We start from the raw sequence: 15,813 nt of genomic DNA on the forward strand, positions 1-15,813 counted from the left end.
TTTTACTTCTCGCTATCGACGAGGCCGCGGATAAACAGCCGTTGCATACTGACCACGACAATCACCGGAGGGATCATCGCAAGAATCGAAGTGGCCATGATCGTGGGCCAATGGGCAAAGTCATCCCCGGACGGAAACATCTGCTTGATGCCCATCACGATGGTGTTCATCTCTGGGTCCGTGGTGATCAGCAGCGGCCAGAGATACTGGTTCCAGCCGTAGATAAACAGGATAACAAACAGCGCCGCTATGTTGGTGCGGCTCATCGGCACAACGATATCGCGGAAAAACTGCATCGGGCTGGCACCGTCCACGCGCGCGGCCTCTGCCAGCTCATCGGGTATGGTGAGAAAGAACTGACGGAACAGAAATGTCGCCGTGGCCGATGCGATAAGCGGTAAGATCAGCCCGCCGTAACTGTTCAGCATCCCAAAGCCCGCCACCACCTCGTAGGTCGGCACGATCCGCACTTCGACAGGCAGCATCAGCGTCAGAAAGATCATCCAAAAGAAAATCATCTTGCCCGGAAATCTGAAATACACGATGGCAAAGGCGCTCAGCAGCGAAATCGCGATCTTGCCCACCGCAATGCCGATCGCCATCACCATGCTGTTGAACAGCATCGTGGCGACAGGTACGTTCACTCCGTCAAACAACGCACGGCTGTAATTCTCGACAAACTGGTCACCGGGCCACAGCGGCATCGGCGGCTTTACGATATCCGCCTGCGTGACGGTCGAGGCAACAAAGGCCAGCCAGATCGGAAAGAAAATCACCAGCACGCCCAAGATCATTACCACATGTGTCAGCCACAGGCCCGAGCCACGCTTCTCCACCATGCCATGCAATTCTTTGGCCATCAGTAATGCACCCGCTTTTCAATGAATTTGAACTGGATGATCGTCAGCAACCCCACCACAAGCAGCAAAATCACCGACTGCGCCGAGGAGGAGCCGAGATCCTGACCCACAAAACCATCCGAAAACACCTTATAGACCAGCACCGTCGTTGACTGTTGCGGCCCACCGGACGTGATCGTGTGGATCACACCAAACGTCTCGAAAAATGAATAGACCACATTGACCACCAGCAAAAAGAACGTGGTCGGCGACAGCAGCGGCAGCACAATCGTCCAGAAGCGCCGCCAGAACCGTGCGCCGTCAATCGCGGCCGCCTCGATTACCGATTTCGGCACCGCCTGTAACGCTGCAAAGAAGAACAAAAAGTTATAGCTGATCCGCCCCCAGGCAGAGGCGACGACAACAAGGCCCATCGCCTCGCCCCCGTTCAGCACATGGTTCCAGTCATAGCCAAGCGTGCCCAGATACCACGATATCACGCCCACGCGGGTGTTGAACATGAACAGCCACAGCACCCCCGCAATCGCAGGGGCCACCGCATAGGGCCAGATCAACATGGTGCGGTAGACGCCCGATCCCTTAATCAACCTGTCCGCCATCACGGCCAGAAACAGCGCAGGGATCATAGAGCATAACGTCACAAGGATCGAAAATATAGCTGTGGTCAAAAACGCCCCACGGTAGAACTTGTCGCCCAGCAAAAACTCGAAATTGCCCATGCCCACATATTGCGAGGACAGGCCAAACGGATCAGGGATAAACAGCGACTGCCAGATCGCCTGCCCTGCCGGATAGAAAAAGAACACAGCCGAGATTACAACCTGCGGCGCGATCAATAGCAAAGGCAGCAACCAGCCGCGAAACGTGACGCGTTTTTCCATGTGTCTGCCCCCTTGATGTAAAAGGCAGGCCGAAATCAGGCCTGCCTTCAAAGTTACTTAGCGGTTGGCGCTCTCGAAACGGCGCAGCAGGGCATCGCCGCGCTCTTTCGCGCTGTCCATCGCTTCTTGGGCGGTCTTGTCGCCCGACCAGATGCCTTCCAGCTCTTCGTCAATGATCCCGCGGATCTGGTCAAACGAGCCAAGCCGCAGACCTTTGGAATTTGCCGTAGGCTCGTTTGTAGTCATCTGGATCACTGCGATGTCCGTTCCGGGGTTCGCATCATAGAAACCCGCAGCACGGGTGGCCTCGCCCGCTTCGGCAGTGATCGGCAGATAGCCTGTATCCTGATGCCATTTGGCCTGCACATCCGAAGATGAAAGGAAGCTCAGGAATTCGCCTGCGCCTTTGTATTCGTCCTCTTCATGGCCCTCCATGACCCACAGGGACGCACCACCGATGATGGTATTCTGGGGTGCGTTTCCGACACCTTCCCAATAGGGAAGCGGACGCACATCAAAGGCGAACTCGGCCTCGGCCTTGATCCCTGCATAGCCAGCAGAGCTTTCGGTAAACAGCGCACATTCGCCAGAGCGGAAGTTTGCACCCCCCTCATTGCGGCGGCCTGTGTAGATAAATTTGCCGTCCTGCGCCCATTGGCCCATGGCCGTCAGGTGCGCAACCTGCGCCTCGCCATTCAGCATCAGCTCGGTATCCACACCAGCAAAACCGTTGTCTTTGGATGCAAATGGCACATCATGGTAAGCCGAGAAATTCTCAAGGTGGATCCAGCTCTGCCATGCTGTAACCAGCGGACATTCCTCGCCCCCTGCCTTTAGCGCGTCCAGCGTCTCGCCGACCTTTTGCCATGTGGACAAATCGGTATCGGGGTCAACTCCCGCCGCAGTCATTGCATCACGGTTCACCCACAGCACAGGTGTCGAGGCATTGAACGGCAGCGATAGCATGTCGCCTTCGGTGGTCGTGTAGTACCCCTTCACAGCACCGATATAGCTGTCGGGATTAAATTCCGCACCACTTTGCGCCATGACCTCGTACATGGGGCGCACAGCCCCGCCAGCAGCCATCATCGTGGCCGTGCCGACCTCGAAAACCATCAAAATCTGGGGCTGTTCGCCCGCACGAAACGCAGCGATCCCCGCGTTGAGCGTTTCCGAATAATTGCCCTTATGGCTTTCCACCACAACATAGTCGGTCTGGCTTGCGTTGAATTCTTCAACCTGCGCCTTGACCAACTCGCCCAGACGGCCCGTGAAGGCGTGCCAGAACTGCACTTCGGTTTGCGCCATGGCCGCAACCGGCGACAGCATTGTGGATACGGCGAGCGCGCCGAGAATAGATTTTTTCATTGTTCCTCCCATGCACCAAATCGGTGCTGTGTCGTTTTGATGCTTTGGGGACAGCCCCCGCATCATTTGTGTGACCCCTTGACGATACACGCGGGGATTTATAATTCAAGGCACCTTGGAGTTACAAAAATACATTCCCTGACAATAACTTAGCGCAATCACCAACGGATTGAATGCAAGCCCTTGCAGCCCGCGCGCCCGACTCATACCCCAAGGCACGACAGGCAGCTGCCGCGCCACGCAACACAGACAGTCCGTCAGGTCGGCTTCACCTGAATGCAATCAGCACCTCAGATTTACATGTCGAAAAAGACAGTCTCTTTGGGACCTTGAAGATGAATATCAAAGCGGTAAACGCCGTCCGCTTCTTTCGTGGCCAGCAAGGTCGGGATACGGCCTTGGTGCTCAAGACGCGTCAGAATGGGGTCTGCGGCATTCGCCTCGCGCTCGTCCTCGAAATAGATGCGGGTGTGCAGGCCGATGTTGATGCCCCGCGCCACGACCCACGCGGTAATATGGGGCGCTTGCATCCGTCCATCAGGGAAAGGCACCGCCCCGGGCTTTACCGTATCGAACATAAATTCACCCGTGTCCATATGCCCGGCCGAGCGGCCCCAGCCCGTGAAATTGCGGTCGGCAGTGCCACGCGTTTCGTTGACAGAGGGGAAAAGCCCTGCCGCATCCGCCTGCCAGATTTCGATCATTGCATCGCGCAGCGGAGTATCAAACCCGTCAAAAACCGCCCCTTTCAGGGTGATTTCAGTACCCTGCACAGGGCCGGTCTTCATCGTGGCCCCCAGATCACCGCCATACATGTCCAGCCCCGCAAAATTGGGCGTGCAGCCGATATGCACATAAGGGCCCGCTGTCTGGCTTGGGCTTTCGCGCAAATACTCCAGTTTCTGTGCCATGCTCACATCCCCTCCTTACGGTTCTCGAAATAGGTTTGCCGCCGTCCACGCAGCACGATGTCGAACTTGTAGGCACGGCTGTCCATCGGCACCGTGCGGTTCATGTCCAGCGGTGCGGTCAAAGCATCAATCGCCTCTTGGGTTTTAAGCACGCCCACAATGGGACACAGCTTGATATGCGGATCACCCTCGAAATACATCTGGGTGATCAGACGCTGGGCAAAGCTGTGGCCAAAAACCGAAAAATGGATATGCGCGGGCCGCCAGTCGTTCATACCATTGGGCCACGGATACGGGCCGGGCTGGATGGTGCGAAACTCGTAATTGCCGTCCCCGTCCGTAATCGTGCGCCCGCAGCCGCCAAAATTTGGGTCCAGCGGGGCCAGATAACTCTCTTTTTTGTGGCGGTAGCGCCCCCCCGCGTTCGCCTGCCAGAACTCCAGCAATGCGTCAGGCACAGCGCGCCCGTTTTCGTCCATCACCCGTCCATGCACGATGATACGCGGGCCGATAGCGCTTTCGCCAGGCTGGGCGAAATTGTGGATCAAGTCGTTGTCCAGCTCCCCCAACATGCTCTGCCCGAACACCGGCGATGTCTCTTCGCTCAACGTAGTGGGAAACGACAGCAGCGCCGATTGAGGGCTGCGTTTGATGCTGGTTTTGTAGGGCGGCGTCAGCGCATCAGGCTGCCAGTTACGATCCCGCGGGATAAATCCCCCCACGCTTGACGGTGTCTTGCGTGTGCTCATAGTTCAATCCCCATTTCTGCATAGGTTTGCTTGGCCAGCTTGATGGCGTGGTTGGCCTTTGGCACCCCCGCATAGACAGCAACATGCATAAAGGCCTGCAATACATCCTGCGGAGCAGCACCGGTATTGGCCGTGGCGCGGATGTGCATGGGGATTTCGTCGAAATTGCCCGTTGCCGCCAACAGCGACAGCGTCAGCATCGACCGCTCGCGTTTTGTGATCGTATCGTCAGACCACAGCGTCCCCCACGCCCCTTCGGTTATCATCGTCTGGAAAGGTGCATCAAAATCGCTTTTGCCTGCCTCGGCACGATCTACATGCGCGTCCCCCAACACCGCGCGCCTTGTGGCCATCCCCTGTTTGAAACGGTCATGCATCGGCGTGCTCCTTATGTAGTGGCGCGAAAATATAGGCGGGATGAGAGGCATGAAAACCCAGCATCAGTAGGGCAACCCCACATAATTCTCGGCCATAGATTGCTGCGCTGCCTTGTTGGAGCGCAAAAATTCGATCTCGGCCAACTGCATCTTCAGATCAAACTCCGATTGATCGGGATAGGTATGCATCAGCGACGAGAACCACCAGCTAAACCTCTCGGCTTTCCAGACGCGCGCCAGTGCTCTTTCGGAATAGCTGTCGATCCCCGCAGTGCTGTCATTTTCATAAAAATCGCACAGGCCGTTGAACAGGTAATGCACGTCAGACGCAGCAGTGTTCAGCCCTTTTGCACCCGTAGGCGGCACGATATGGGCTGCGTCACCGCATAAAAACAACCGTCCCCAGCGCATCGGTTCGGTCACAAAAGACCGCAGCGGCGCGATGGATTTCTCGATGCTCGGTCCCGTGACCAGAACATCTGCCTGCTCGGTAGGAATACGGCGTTTCAACTCTTGCCAGAACGCCTCGTCCGTCCAGTCATCGGGTTTGTCGCTCAGCGAACACTGTATGTAATAGCGGCTCAGGTTCTCGTTGCGCATGGAGCATAGGGCAAAGCCGCGCGGCGAATTGGCATAGATCAATTCATGGTTCACAGGTGGCGTTTCCGACAAGATACCGAGCCAGCCAAACGGATAAACCTTTTCATACTCCTTGCGCACATCCAGCGGGATGGCCTGACGGCTGACCCCGTGAAAGCCGTCGCACCCCGCGATATAGTCGCACTCGATCTGCCGCTCGTCTCCCTCGACTGTATAGCGGATGCGCGGCGCATCCGTATCCGCGCCCTCAATCACCACGCTCTCGACGTTAAACTCGATCTTCCCGCCCGCTTTTTCGCGCGCATCATACAGATCCCGCGTCACCTCGGTCTGGCCATAAACGATAACCGGTGTGCCTGTGTGTTCGGTGAAATCAACGCGGAACATCTCGTCGCCATAAGACACCAGCGTGCCGTCATGCACGATTCCCTCCGCATGTAGACGCGCAGCACAGCCAGCCTCCTCCATCAGCTTTACCAGCCCCTGCTCCAACACGCCGGCACGGATGCGGCCCAGAACATAATCCTTGGTCTTGCGTTCCAGCACCACGCTGTCGATGCCGCGTGTGTGTAATAGCTGCGACAAAAGCAGGCCGGACGGCCCACCACCAATAATTGCCACCTGCGTTTTCATATCGTTCCCCCGTCTTTGCAGGTTGCATCTTTCATAAATTTTTAGATACCTGAAATGGTAATTTCCACCATTGCGAATGCAAAATGATAACGCGGCGGATTAGATCGTGCGTTCAGGTCACCGGACTGCGCCCAGCGCTGGCGCAACATAGCCCCCCTGCCTGCCAGACAACAGCCAGCCCCCCCGCGCTACCGCCTCGTCCCAGATCGCTTTGCCTGCATAGAGCAGCACCACTCTCGCTCCCTTCTTCGCGTTCCCACCTTGCGCTTTCATTGCTGTCAATTTTCACCCGTCTGCCCCTATTGTCGTGCAAGGACCAAGGGAGGCGCAAAATGAGACTATCAACATACGCAGTGACAGGTGTGGCAAGTGGCATCGGCGCGCAGCTGGCCCGTATCCTGAAAGAGCAGGGCCACACAGTCATCGGTTTTGACATCCACAAGACACAAACCAACATAGACCGCTTTATTCCGCTGGATCTCAGCGACCCAAGCAGCATCGCCACGGCGGCTGCGGCCATCGACACGCCTCTAGACGGGTTGTGCAACAATGCTGGCCTGCCCCCGCGCGACGGGCTGGAAGCGGCGATTTTGCAGGTCAACTTCCTCGGGACGCGCGCCTTTACCGCAGCAATGGTCCCGCATATGCGCGCAGGCGCGTCGATTGTGAACATGGCCAGCCGCGCAGGCCATGGCTGGCCCACAGGGGTTGAACAGGTCAAACGCCTCAGCGCACTGACCAGCACAAGCCAGCTTGCTGCGTTCATCGCCGCCGAAGGCATCGACGCCACGCGCTGCTATAACCTGAGCAAAGAGGCGATGATCCTGTGGACCGTCGCCGAAAGCGAAGCGATGGTGAACAGGGGCCTGCGCATCAATTCCCTCAGTCCGGGCGGCATTGCCACAGGTATTCTGGCAGATTTCCAAAAAGCCTTCGGCGACAAGATGGCCAGGAACGTGGCCCGCGCAGGCCGCCCCGGTGCGCCCGAAGAAATCGCACAAATCGCCGCCTTTGTCCTCTCGCCCGCCGCCAACTGGCTCAAAGGTGCGGATATCGCGATTGACGGTGGCATGGGGTCGTTCAATCAGTCCGATGCCATGGGTCTGGACGTGCTTCGCCAGTCTACGCAACACGATGCCCCATGAAAACGCCCTCCCTCGATATTGATTTCTACTCCGATGACGTGATCCTTGATCCCTACCCCGTCTATGCGCAAATGCGCGAAATGGGGGCCGTCGTCTATCTGCCGCGACACGACATGTACGCGCTGCCCCGCTACAACGAGGTCAGCGAAGTGTTGCGCCAGCCCCTGCGGTTTGTCAGCTCGCGCGGGGTGTCGCCGATCCAGAAGGTGAACGACATCCTCGTCGGCTCTACCCTCAATTCCGACCCGCCAGAGCATGACAAAACCCGCGCCGTGACCTCCGAACCACTGTTGCCTGGCGCACTTAAGGACATCGAACCGCTGCTCGTCTCCTCCGCCAACGGGCTGATCGACACGCTCTGCCAGCGGGGCGAATTTGACGCCATCGCGGATTTTGCCCAATTTCTGCCTGTCACCATCGTGGCCGAACTGGTGGGCCTGCCCGTGGACAGCGACCAGATGCTCAAATGGGCGTCGGCCACCTTCAACCTGTTCGGCACCGAAAATGCCCGTACGGATCAGGCCTTCAAAGACCTCACAAACCTGCGCGATTTCCTCCTCGAATACGGCCGCCCCGAAAAACTGAAAGACGGCGGCTGGGCCAAACGTATCTTTGAGGTCGGCCCCGAGCGCGGCATCTCCTACGAGACATGCGCGCAACTGATGCGCGACTATATCAATCCCTCGCTCGACACGACCATCTCCACCACAGGCCAGATCATCAAATTCTTCGCCGATCATCCCGACCAATGGGACCTGATCCGCAAGGATGCCAGCCTTATCCCCAATGCCGTCGAAGAGGCCGTGCGTATGGCGACCCCGATCCGCGCCTTTACCCGCTACACGGTTGAGGACAGCACAATCGCAGGCCATACCATAACCGCAGGCAAGCGCGTGATCGTCATCTATGCCTCGGCCAACCGCGACCACCGCAAATTCCCCGACCCTGACCGTTATGACGTGACCCGTGATGTGCATGACCACCTCGGTTTCGGCCAAGGTGTGCATATGTGCATGGGCATGCACCTCGCCCGCCGCGAGATTATTCTGCTGATCGAGGCGCTGCGCCGCCGTGTCACGCGGTTCGAGATGTTGTCAGAGCCGGTTGTCGCGATGAACAACACAATCCGCGCTTTCGCCAGTATGCCCGTAAAGGTCCATCTGGCTGCGGAAATCCTGCAAGACGACAAAAAGGAAACCACAGCCGAAACCTCTGCGTGGCTGGATGTGACAGTGGCAAAACGCACCGATGTGGCCACCGATATTATCGGGCTGGAACTGGTCGGCACTGATGGCAGCGCCCTGCCCGCCTATGACGCTGGCGCGCATGTGGATGTTTATGTGAAATCCGGACTGATCCGGCAATATTCCCTCACAGGTAATCCTGCGGACAGATCAAAATACCGTCTCGGCATCCTGCTCGATCCGAAATCGCGTGGCGGATCAACAGCTGTTCACACGGATTTCACCCAAGGCCAGAGCATAAGGATCGGCCGCCCCCGCAACAACTTTCCCATGGTCAGACACGTGGCGCATACGGTGCTATTTGCAGGCGGGATCGGCATCACACCGATGCTGAATATGGCCTACGCACTAGAGGCGTCGGGCGCGTCATGGGAAATGCACTATTGCGGGCGCACGGCTGACAGGCTGGCCTTTATGGATGAGCTGGCACAGTTTGGCAGCAAGGTGCAGGTGCATATCGACACTGGCCCGGATGATCAAAAAATGGACATCAACGCAGTACTCTCATCGCCCGCGCACGACCATCACCTTTATGTTTGCGGGCCTAACGGGTTTATGGATTTCATAGTGCAGTCAGCCGAGAATAAGCAATGGGCAGCGGGGTGTATCCATCTTGAGCGTTTCGGCGCCGAAGTGAACACCGATGGCGCAGCCTTTACTGTGGTTGCACGCAGATCAGGCAAAACCTTTGATGTGCAACCGGGCGAAACGATCTCGCAAAAACTTCAGGAAAACGGCATCCACGTGCGGGTCTCTTGCCAATCAGGCGTGTGCGGTACCTGCCTGACAGCCGTGGCAGAAGGCATGCCAGATCACCGCGATCTGGTGCAGACCGATCTTGAGAAAGCCTCGAACACTCAGATAACCGTATGCTGCTCACGCTCTAAAACCAAAAAGCTGGTGCTGGACCTGTGATCCTTGAAATAACTGCGCCGCACAAAGCCCGCCCAAGATCTACTCCCCCGAACTGCCTCGGGCGGCTCATGCAGACAGCACTTGCGCCTTCACGGCTATACCACTGCGCACCGTTACACCGCTTGCAGCTTGCGCGCCTCTTTACCCGCCAGCCCCAGCAGTTCCTGCATATAGGCCTTTTCGCGATCATCCTTGCGGATCGCCGCATATAGCCTGCGGGTGATGCCATCGCGCGTCAGGGGACGCGTGACATAATCGGACGAATATTTCACCTCCCGCACCACCCAGTCGGGCAATACCGAAACGCCACGATTGCTCGCCACCAGCAGCAAGATCACCGCTGTAAGTTCAACCTGACGGATGCTTGCAGGCTCCACCTTGGCGGGGATCAACAACTGGCTGAACACATCCAGCCGCGTGCGCTCCACAGGATAGGTGATCAAGGTCTGGCCACGAAAATCCTCTGCCTCGACAAACTCTTTTTGCGCAAGCGGGTGCGTACTGGAGGCCACAAAAACAGCGCGATAATCAAACAGTTCAATAAACTCGACCCCCTCGATCTCTTCAGGGTCGCTTGAAATCACCAGATCGACCTCCTCGCGCAACAGCGCAGGCAATGCCTCGAACGCCAGACCGGGGCGGATATCCACATCCACCTCGCCAAAGCTGCGCCGAAATTGTTCCAGCACAGGGAAAAGCCATTCGAAACAGGCATGACACTCAATCGCGATATGCATCCGCCCGGCACTGCCATCGCGCAGCCCGCTGAACTCCTCCTGCAAGGCCGCGACCTGAGGCAAAACCTGCTCGGCCAGTTTCAGCAGCCGCTGCCCTGCGGGAGACAGCTTCAATGGCTTGGAGCGGCGCACAAACAGCTCGACGCCCGCCTGATCCTCCAGCCCCTTTACCTGATGGCTCAGCGCGGACTGGGTGATGTTCATCATCTCTGCCGCCCGTGCCAGACCTCCCGCACGGTGAATTGCCTGAATGGTTCGCAAATGCCGAAACTCGATGTGCATAGCTGCTCCCGATATGAGGCGCGCCTCATGTAAAAGATGAATGTTATGAATTTGTCTCACAGGGCGTCCCATGCGACAAGAGGGTAATTCAACAAGGAACAGCACCATGCACCTGCCTGCCGTCTCGTTCGAAGTCTTCCCGCCGAAAACCGTCGATGCTGCCTTCCGCCTGTGGGACACGGCGCAGGCCCTTGCCCCGCTGGCTCCGCGCTTTTTCTCCGTCACCTACGGCGCAGGCGGCACCACCCGCGATCTGACCCACGATGCTGCCCATGTGCTGCACCGCACGTCCAAACTCCCTGTCTCGGCGCATCTCACTTGCGTGGGCGCAAGTGTCGCTGAAACGATGGAACAGGCCGAGAAATTCCACGCCGCAGGCGTGACCGACATCGTCGCCCTGCGCGGCGATCCCCAAGACGGCACCGACCGTTTTATCCCCCATCCGGACGGCTTCAAAAACTCGGTAGAGCTGATCGAGGCGCTGGCCCTGCTGGATAAATTCACCATCCGCGTCGGTGCCTACCCCGATTGCCACCCCGATGCGGCCAGCCAGCACGCCAACATCCAATACCTCAAACGCAAATTCGACGCCGGCGCGGATGAGGCGATTACCCAGTTCTTCTTTGAGCCAGAGAGCTTTCTGCGCTTTCGCGATCAATGCGCCGCCGCGGGCATCACCCAGCCGATTATTCCGGGCATCCTGCCCATCACCAACTGGGCCGCCGCCCGCAAATTCGCGATCCGCTGCGGCACCAAAATCCCCGCATGGATGGAGGATGCCTATGCAAAGGCCGAGCGTGATGACAGGACCGAATTGCTCTCGACTGCGCTATGCGCCGAGATGTGCAGCACCTTGATGGATGAAGGCGTGGATGCGCTGCATTTCTACACGCTTAACCGTCCCGACCTGACGCGAAATGTCTGCCGCGCATTGGGGGTCACGCCGCAGTCCTCGCTGGCCAACGTGGCCTGACCACTCCTTCAACAGACACTGTGGCGTGGCAATCCAACGCCGCGTCACACCTTGCACGTCGGCGCTGACTGGCTCTAGGCTTGGCCCAACACCCCCAGCCGGAGCCACCCTATGCCACGCCGCGCCACCTCACCCGACGAGCTGCTCAGCCAGTCCGAAGCATTGGCCCTCTCGGGGCTGGAATTCATGCAGAAAATCCTCGACGGCACCAATCCGGGGCCACCCATCGGGGCCACCATGGGCTATACGCTCCACAGCGTTGACGAAGGCAGCTGCGTGTTTCGCGGCGCGCCCCAGTTCAACGTGACCAACCCCATGGGCACCGTGCACGGCGGCTGGTACGGCACCTTGCTCGATTCCGCGATGGCCTGCGCCGTGATGACACGCGTGCCGCGCGGCTCGGTCTATACGACGTTGGAATACAAGGTGAATATCCTGCGCTCCATCCCGCTGGGCATGCAGATAGATTGCATCGGCACCGCCGATCACGTGGGTCGCTCCACAGGTGTCGCCCATGGCGAGATCAGAGGCGTGGAGGATGGCAAGCTCTACGCCACAGGCTCCACCACATGCATCGTGATGAAAATCACCTGACAGACTGACCGGATTTTTCAAAAACTCCGGACTACCCACTTGGGCGTTACACTGACGCGGCTGCTATCTTGGCTCTGCGTGACGGTGCCTGTTGCACCGTATGATGCACCGTTTCGGACGGGTCAGCCCCCACCACCCGCTTGCGCCGTGTCACAAACAGCTTGGCCCAGCCCGCCCATGTACCGATAGAGGGCGCAGCGGGGTCACAGACAAATCGCCCCTCCCAGCCCACTGGCAGCGGCAAACCCGCCTCCGCCGCCTGCTCCAGCATCCAGACCAGCGGAATGTTGGACAAAGGCCGCGCTGCATGCCGCCCGTTCAGATGTCCGCCCACATCCCCATGACTGCCCCGAAACCAGACCTGCGTGATCTGCGCAGGGTGGTCGGGGTCACTGTCCCATAGCACAGGTCTATAGGCCACACGCGTCTCGTCGTGGGCCAGTGCATGGGCGCCGCGTTTCACACAAGCACCCAGCGCGTGATTGTGAAACGCATGGCGCGCCACGCTCAGCCGCCACAGCACAGGCGCGTTCAGCCCTAGTGATTTCACCGTATCCCAAACGCCAATCAGCTCTATCGGAACCTCGTCATGGCAATGCAGCCGCCCGAACGCCTGCGCGACTTCACTGTCAGGGTCACATTCATACAGACGGTAGGCTTGGCGGATGTTCCGTTCGGTCGCACAATCGCTGCGCAGCAACCCCACGCGGTCAATGATCCCCGCAAGCGAACGTACCGCATAAGCGCCACGCGAATACCCCATCAGATAGATGCGATCCCCCGCACGATACCGCGAGGCCAGATAGCCATAGGCGCGCTTGATTTGACGGTTGATGCCGCGCCCCATGGCCACATCGCGCAGACTGCGCCAGTCGCGCCATTGCAATCCCGGTTCATAGTAAATCGAAACCGCACTGCCCAACTCTTGCGCCAATCGGTACGTCAGGCCTGCGTTCGTCTCGCATCCGGGTTTGAGCGTGGACATCGTCCCGTCCAAGATCACCAGATGGGTCTGCGGCCCGCGCCCGCCCTGCGGACGCCGCGTTGTGGTGTCGCTGTCAGGCCGCCGCCACAGACGGCCAAACAGCCGCGCCACCCAAGACCCGTCAGATTTATTCGGCAGCGATGACCTCACCTTGCAGCAACTCCCAAACCTTATGCGGCGTAAACGGCATGTCCGCCTGTCGCACGCCCTTGTCCCACAACGCGTCCTGCACAGCATTGGAGACAGCCGCCAGCGCGCCAACCGTTCCCGCCTCGCCGCAGCCCTTCATGCCCATGATATTGGCCGTAGAGGGGACAGGCTCGCTCGTGAACGAGATATAGGGAACATCAGCCGCCCTTGGCATGGCATAGTCCATAAACGATGCCGTGAGCAGCTGACCGTCTTCGTCATAGACTACACGCTCCTGCACGGCCTGCCCGATGCCCTGAACCACGCCACCATGCACTTGGCCTTCGGCCAGCAAGGGATTGATAAGGTTTCCGAAATCGTCAACGACAGTGTAGCGGTCGGTGGTGACAATCCCCGTCTCGGGGTCGATCACAACTTCGCAGATATGCACCCCGTTGGGGAAGCTGCGGCCATCCAGTGTTGCCCGCTCATGCTGGGTCAGCAGATCGTCGCGGCCTTTTTCGCGCGCCATGTCTGCCACTTCCAGCATCGTAGGCGTCAGGTTGGAACCATCTGCACGGAACCGCTCATCATCAAAGCTGATCTCGGCAGCAGGCACACCCATTTCCTCGGCCAGAAACGCGGTGAACTCTTCCTTGATCTTGCTCACCGTGGCCAGCGTTGCATTGTTCTGTGTTGTGACAGAGCGGGATCCGCCCGTGCCGCCACCTGTCTTGATCAGGTCACTGTCGCCCTGGATCACACGGATCGCTTCCAGCGGAATGCCCGTCTGGTCGCTCAGGAATTTGGCATAGACCGTCTCATGCCCCTGCCCGCCCGATTGCGTCCCCACAAGGATTTCAACAGTCCCGTCCTCAAGGAAGTTGACCTTCGCCCCCTCGGTCGGATCGCCCAGAATACTCTCGATGTAGTAACAAATCCCCTGTCCGCGCAGCAACCCGCGCTTGGCATCCTGCGCCTTGCGCGCCTCAAACCCGCCCGCATCTGCCTCGGCCGCGCCGCGCGTCAGCACCTTGTCAAAATCGCCCACGTCATAGGTCTCGCCCGTGGCGGTGGCATAGGGAAACTGGTCCGGCTTGATAAAGTTGATGCGCCGCAGCTCCCACGGATCAACACCCAACTCACGTGCCGCACGGTCCATCACGCGCTCCAGCACATAAATCGCTTCGGGCCGCCCCGCGCCGCGGTAGGCGTCAACCTGCACTGTGTTGGTATAGTATCCCTCAACCTGCAACCATGTCGTCTGCACGTCATAGCAACCCATCAAAACACGGCTGAAAAGCGTGGTCTGGATCGGCTGGCCGAACTGGCTGTTGTATGCGCCCAGATTACACTTGGTCCGCACGCGGTAGGCGGTGATCTTGTTGTTCTCATCGAACGCCAGCTCCGCGACCGAGACCAGATCACGCCCCCCGTTGTCACTCAGCATCGCTTCGGTCCGCTCGGACATCCAGCGCACAGGGCGGCCAAGCTCTCGCGTGGCATGGCTGATCAGGTAGTACTCGGGATAGGCCATTGCCTTCATTCCGAAAGCGCCGCCTGTATCAGGGTTGGTCACACGCACGTCCTCTTCGTCCAGACCGAACGCCTTGACAAGATTGCCCTTATGCACCCAGACACCCTGCCCGTTGTTGGCCAGATGCAGACGTGTGCCGTCCCACTCCGCGTAACACCCGCGCGGCTCGATCGAATTGACGATAATCCGGTTGTCATCCACTTCCAGCGCCACCGTCCGCGCCGCCTTTTTGAACGCAGCCTCCGTGGCAAGCTCATCGCCCATGCCCCAGTCAAACGCACAGTTGTCCCCTGCCTCCGCATGCAACGCCTCGCCGCCACGCTCCAGCGCGATCTTGGCGGGCAGCTCGTCCACGTCGAACATGATCAACTCGGCTGCGTCCCGCGCTTGCTCGTAGGTATCAGCGACCACCATCGCCACAGGCTCGCCCACATACCGCACACGCCCCTTGGCCAACATCGGCCGCAGCGGCGATGCCGCATCGCTGCCATCACGGTTCTTCAGGATCGCACCGCTCATGGCGATGTTCACCCCCGCCGCTTCCAGATCCGCACAGGTGAACACCAGATGCACTCCCTCGGCCTCGCGCGCTTCACTCACATCCAGCTCGGCAATATCCCCATGCGCAACGGACGAGCGGAAGACATAGGCATGCAGCGCATCCTTCGGCGCGATATCATCCACGTAACGCCCCTCACCTGTCAGAAACCGCACATCCTCGACCCGCTTGATCGGTTGGCTTTTGCCGAATTTTTCCATGTGTCTGCTCCCAAAAGTGTTGCGTCCGTCTGTTGCCCAGAACTTAGCGGCCCAGCCCCCCGTGTCCAGTCACCACATAACGTCACGAATGCGGCTGGGGACGGTGGGCGGGGCGATCTGCGGCCCGCGGGGCA

At 58.8% G+C, this 15,813-nt stretch carries 14 protein-coding genes; 4 read left to right on the forward strand and 10 right to left on the reverse strand.

The annotated features are described in order from the left end of the window. Positions 1 to 2: 2 nt before the first annotated feature. The 7 genes from ugpE to pobA form a co-directional block, all read right to left on the reverse strand. Positions 3 to 839 carry a sn-glycerol-3-phosphate ABC transporter permease UgpE gene (gene ugpE / locus Q0903_RS00585; RefSeq protein ID WP_299027621.1) on the reverse strand — a complete coding sequence of 279 codons (837 nt, stop codon included), beginning with the start codon at positions 837 to 839 and terminating at the stop codon, positions 3 to 5. Positions 840 to 859: 20 nt separating this feature from the next. Beyond that, on the reverse strand, positions 860 to 1,741 hold the full coding sequence (gene ugpA, locus Q0903_RS00590) for a sn-glycerol-3-phosphate ABC transporter permease UgpA (RefSeq protein ID WP_299024064.1): 882 nt from the start codon (positions 1,739 to 1,741) through the stop codon (positions 860 to 862). A 57-nt stretch (positions 1,742 to 1,798) separates the two neighbouring features. Then, complete coding sequence (gene ugpB / locus Q0903_RS00595; protein WP_299411873.1) at positions 1,799 to 3,109, reverse strand: sn-glycerol-3-phosphate ABC transporter substrate-binding protein UgpB; 1,311 nt, start codon at positions 3,107 to 3,109, stop codon at positions 1,799 to 1,801. A 296-nt stretch (positions 3,110 to 3,405) separates the two neighbouring features. Continuing rightward, on the reverse strand, positions 3,406 to 4,020 hold the full coding sequence (gene pcaG, locus Q0903_RS00600; protein ID WP_299411875.1) for a protocatechuate 3,4-dioxygenase subunit alpha: 615 nt from the start codon (positions 4,018 to 4,020) through the stop codon (positions 3,406 to 3,408). A 2-nt stretch (positions 4,021 to 4,022) separates the two neighbouring features. Further along, complete coding sequence (gene pcaH / locus Q0903_RS00605) at positions 4,023 to 4,769, reverse strand: protocatechuate 3,4-dioxygenase subunit beta (protein WP_299411877.1); 747 nt, start codon at positions 4,767 to 4,769, stop codon at positions 4,023 to 4,025. Then, positions 4,766 to 5,146, reverse strand: coding sequence for a 4-carboxymuconolactone decarboxylase (gene pcaC, locus Q0903_RS00610; protein WP_299024071.1), 381 nt, complete (start codon positions 5,144 to 5,146; stop codon positions 4,766 to 4,768). The genes pcaH and pcaC overlap by 4 nt, the downstream gene beginning before the upstream one ends. Positions 5,147 to 5,209: 63 nt before the next feature. Next, positions 5,210 to 6,379, reverse strand: a complete 1,170-nt coding sequence (gene pobA / locus Q0903_RS00615; protein ID WP_299411878.1) for a 4-hydroxybenzoate 3-monooxygenase — start codon at positions 6,377 to 6,379, stop codon at positions 5,210 to 5,212. Positions 6,380 to 6,711: 332 nt separating this feature from the next. On the opposite strand from pobA, the gene Q0903_RS00620 reads away from it, so the two are divergent. Together Q0903_RS00620 and Q0903_RS00625 are read left to right on the forward strand one after the other, a co-directional pair. Beyond that, a complete protein-coding gene (locus tag Q0903_RS00620) occupies positions 6,712 to 7,524 on the forward strand; it encodes a coniferyl-alcohol dehydrogenase (RefSeq protein WP_299411880.1) in 813 nt (270 codons plus the stop codon). Next, positions 7,521 to 9,683, forward strand: a complete 2,163-nt coding sequence (locus Q0903_RS00625; RefSeq protein WP_299411882.1) for a cytochrome P450/oxidoreductase — start codon at positions 7,521 to 7,523, stop codon at positions 9,681 to 9,683. The genes Q0903_RS00620 and Q0903_RS00625 overlap by 4 nt, the downstream gene beginning before the upstream one ends. A 113-nt stretch (positions 9,684 to 9,796) precedes the next feature. Here the strand turns inward: Q0903_RS00625 and Q0903_RS00630 are convergent, their stop codons facing one another. Next, on the reverse strand, positions 9,797 to 10,702 hold the full coding sequence (locus Q0903_RS00630; RefSeq protein ID WP_299411884.1) for a LysR family transcriptional regulator: 906 nt from the start codon (positions 10,700 to 10,702) through the stop codon (positions 9,797 to 9,799). 106 nt (positions 10,703 to 10,808) lie between these two features. On the opposite strand from Q0903_RS00630, the gene metF reads away from it, so the two are divergent. Both metF and Q0903_RS00640 read left to right on the forward strand, forming a co-directional pair. After that, entirely contained in the window at positions 10,809 to 11,675 is an 867-nt protein-coding gene (gene metF / locus Q0903_RS00635) for a methylenetetrahydrofolate reductase [NAD(P)H] (RefSeq protein ID WP_299411886.1), read from the forward strand. 111 nt (positions 11,676 to 11,786) lie between these two features. Beyond that, on the forward strand, positions 11,787 to 12,269 hold the full coding sequence (locus tag Q0903_RS00640; RefSeq protein ID WP_299411889.1) for a PaaI family thioesterase: 483 nt from the start codon (positions 11,787 to 11,789) through the stop codon (positions 12,267 to 12,269). Between the two features lie 46 nt (positions 12,270 to 12,315). Here Q0903_RS00640 and Q0903_RS00645 read toward each other — a convergent pair whose 3' ends face one another. Further along, on the reverse strand, positions 12,316 to 13,344 hold the full coding sequence (locus tag Q0903_RS00645; protein WP_299414441.1) for a DUF2235 domain-containing protein: 1,029 nt from the start codon (positions 13,342 to 13,344) through the stop codon (positions 12,316 to 12,318). Between the two features lie 37 nt (positions 13,345 to 13,381). Then, positions 13,382 to 15,679, reverse strand: coding sequence for a xanthine dehydrogenase family protein molybdopterin-binding subunit (locus Q0903_RS00650; protein WP_299411891.1), 2,298 nt, complete (start codon positions 15,677 to 15,679; stop codon positions 13,382 to 13,384). Between the last annotated feature and the right edge of the window lie 134 nt (positions 15,680 to 15,813).

The sequence above is a fragment of the uncultured Sulfitobacter sp. genome (assembly GCF_947502895.1).
Classification (GTDB): domain Bacteria; phylum Pseudomonadota; class Alphaproteobacteria; order Rhodobacterales; family Rhodobacteraceae; genus Sulfitobacter.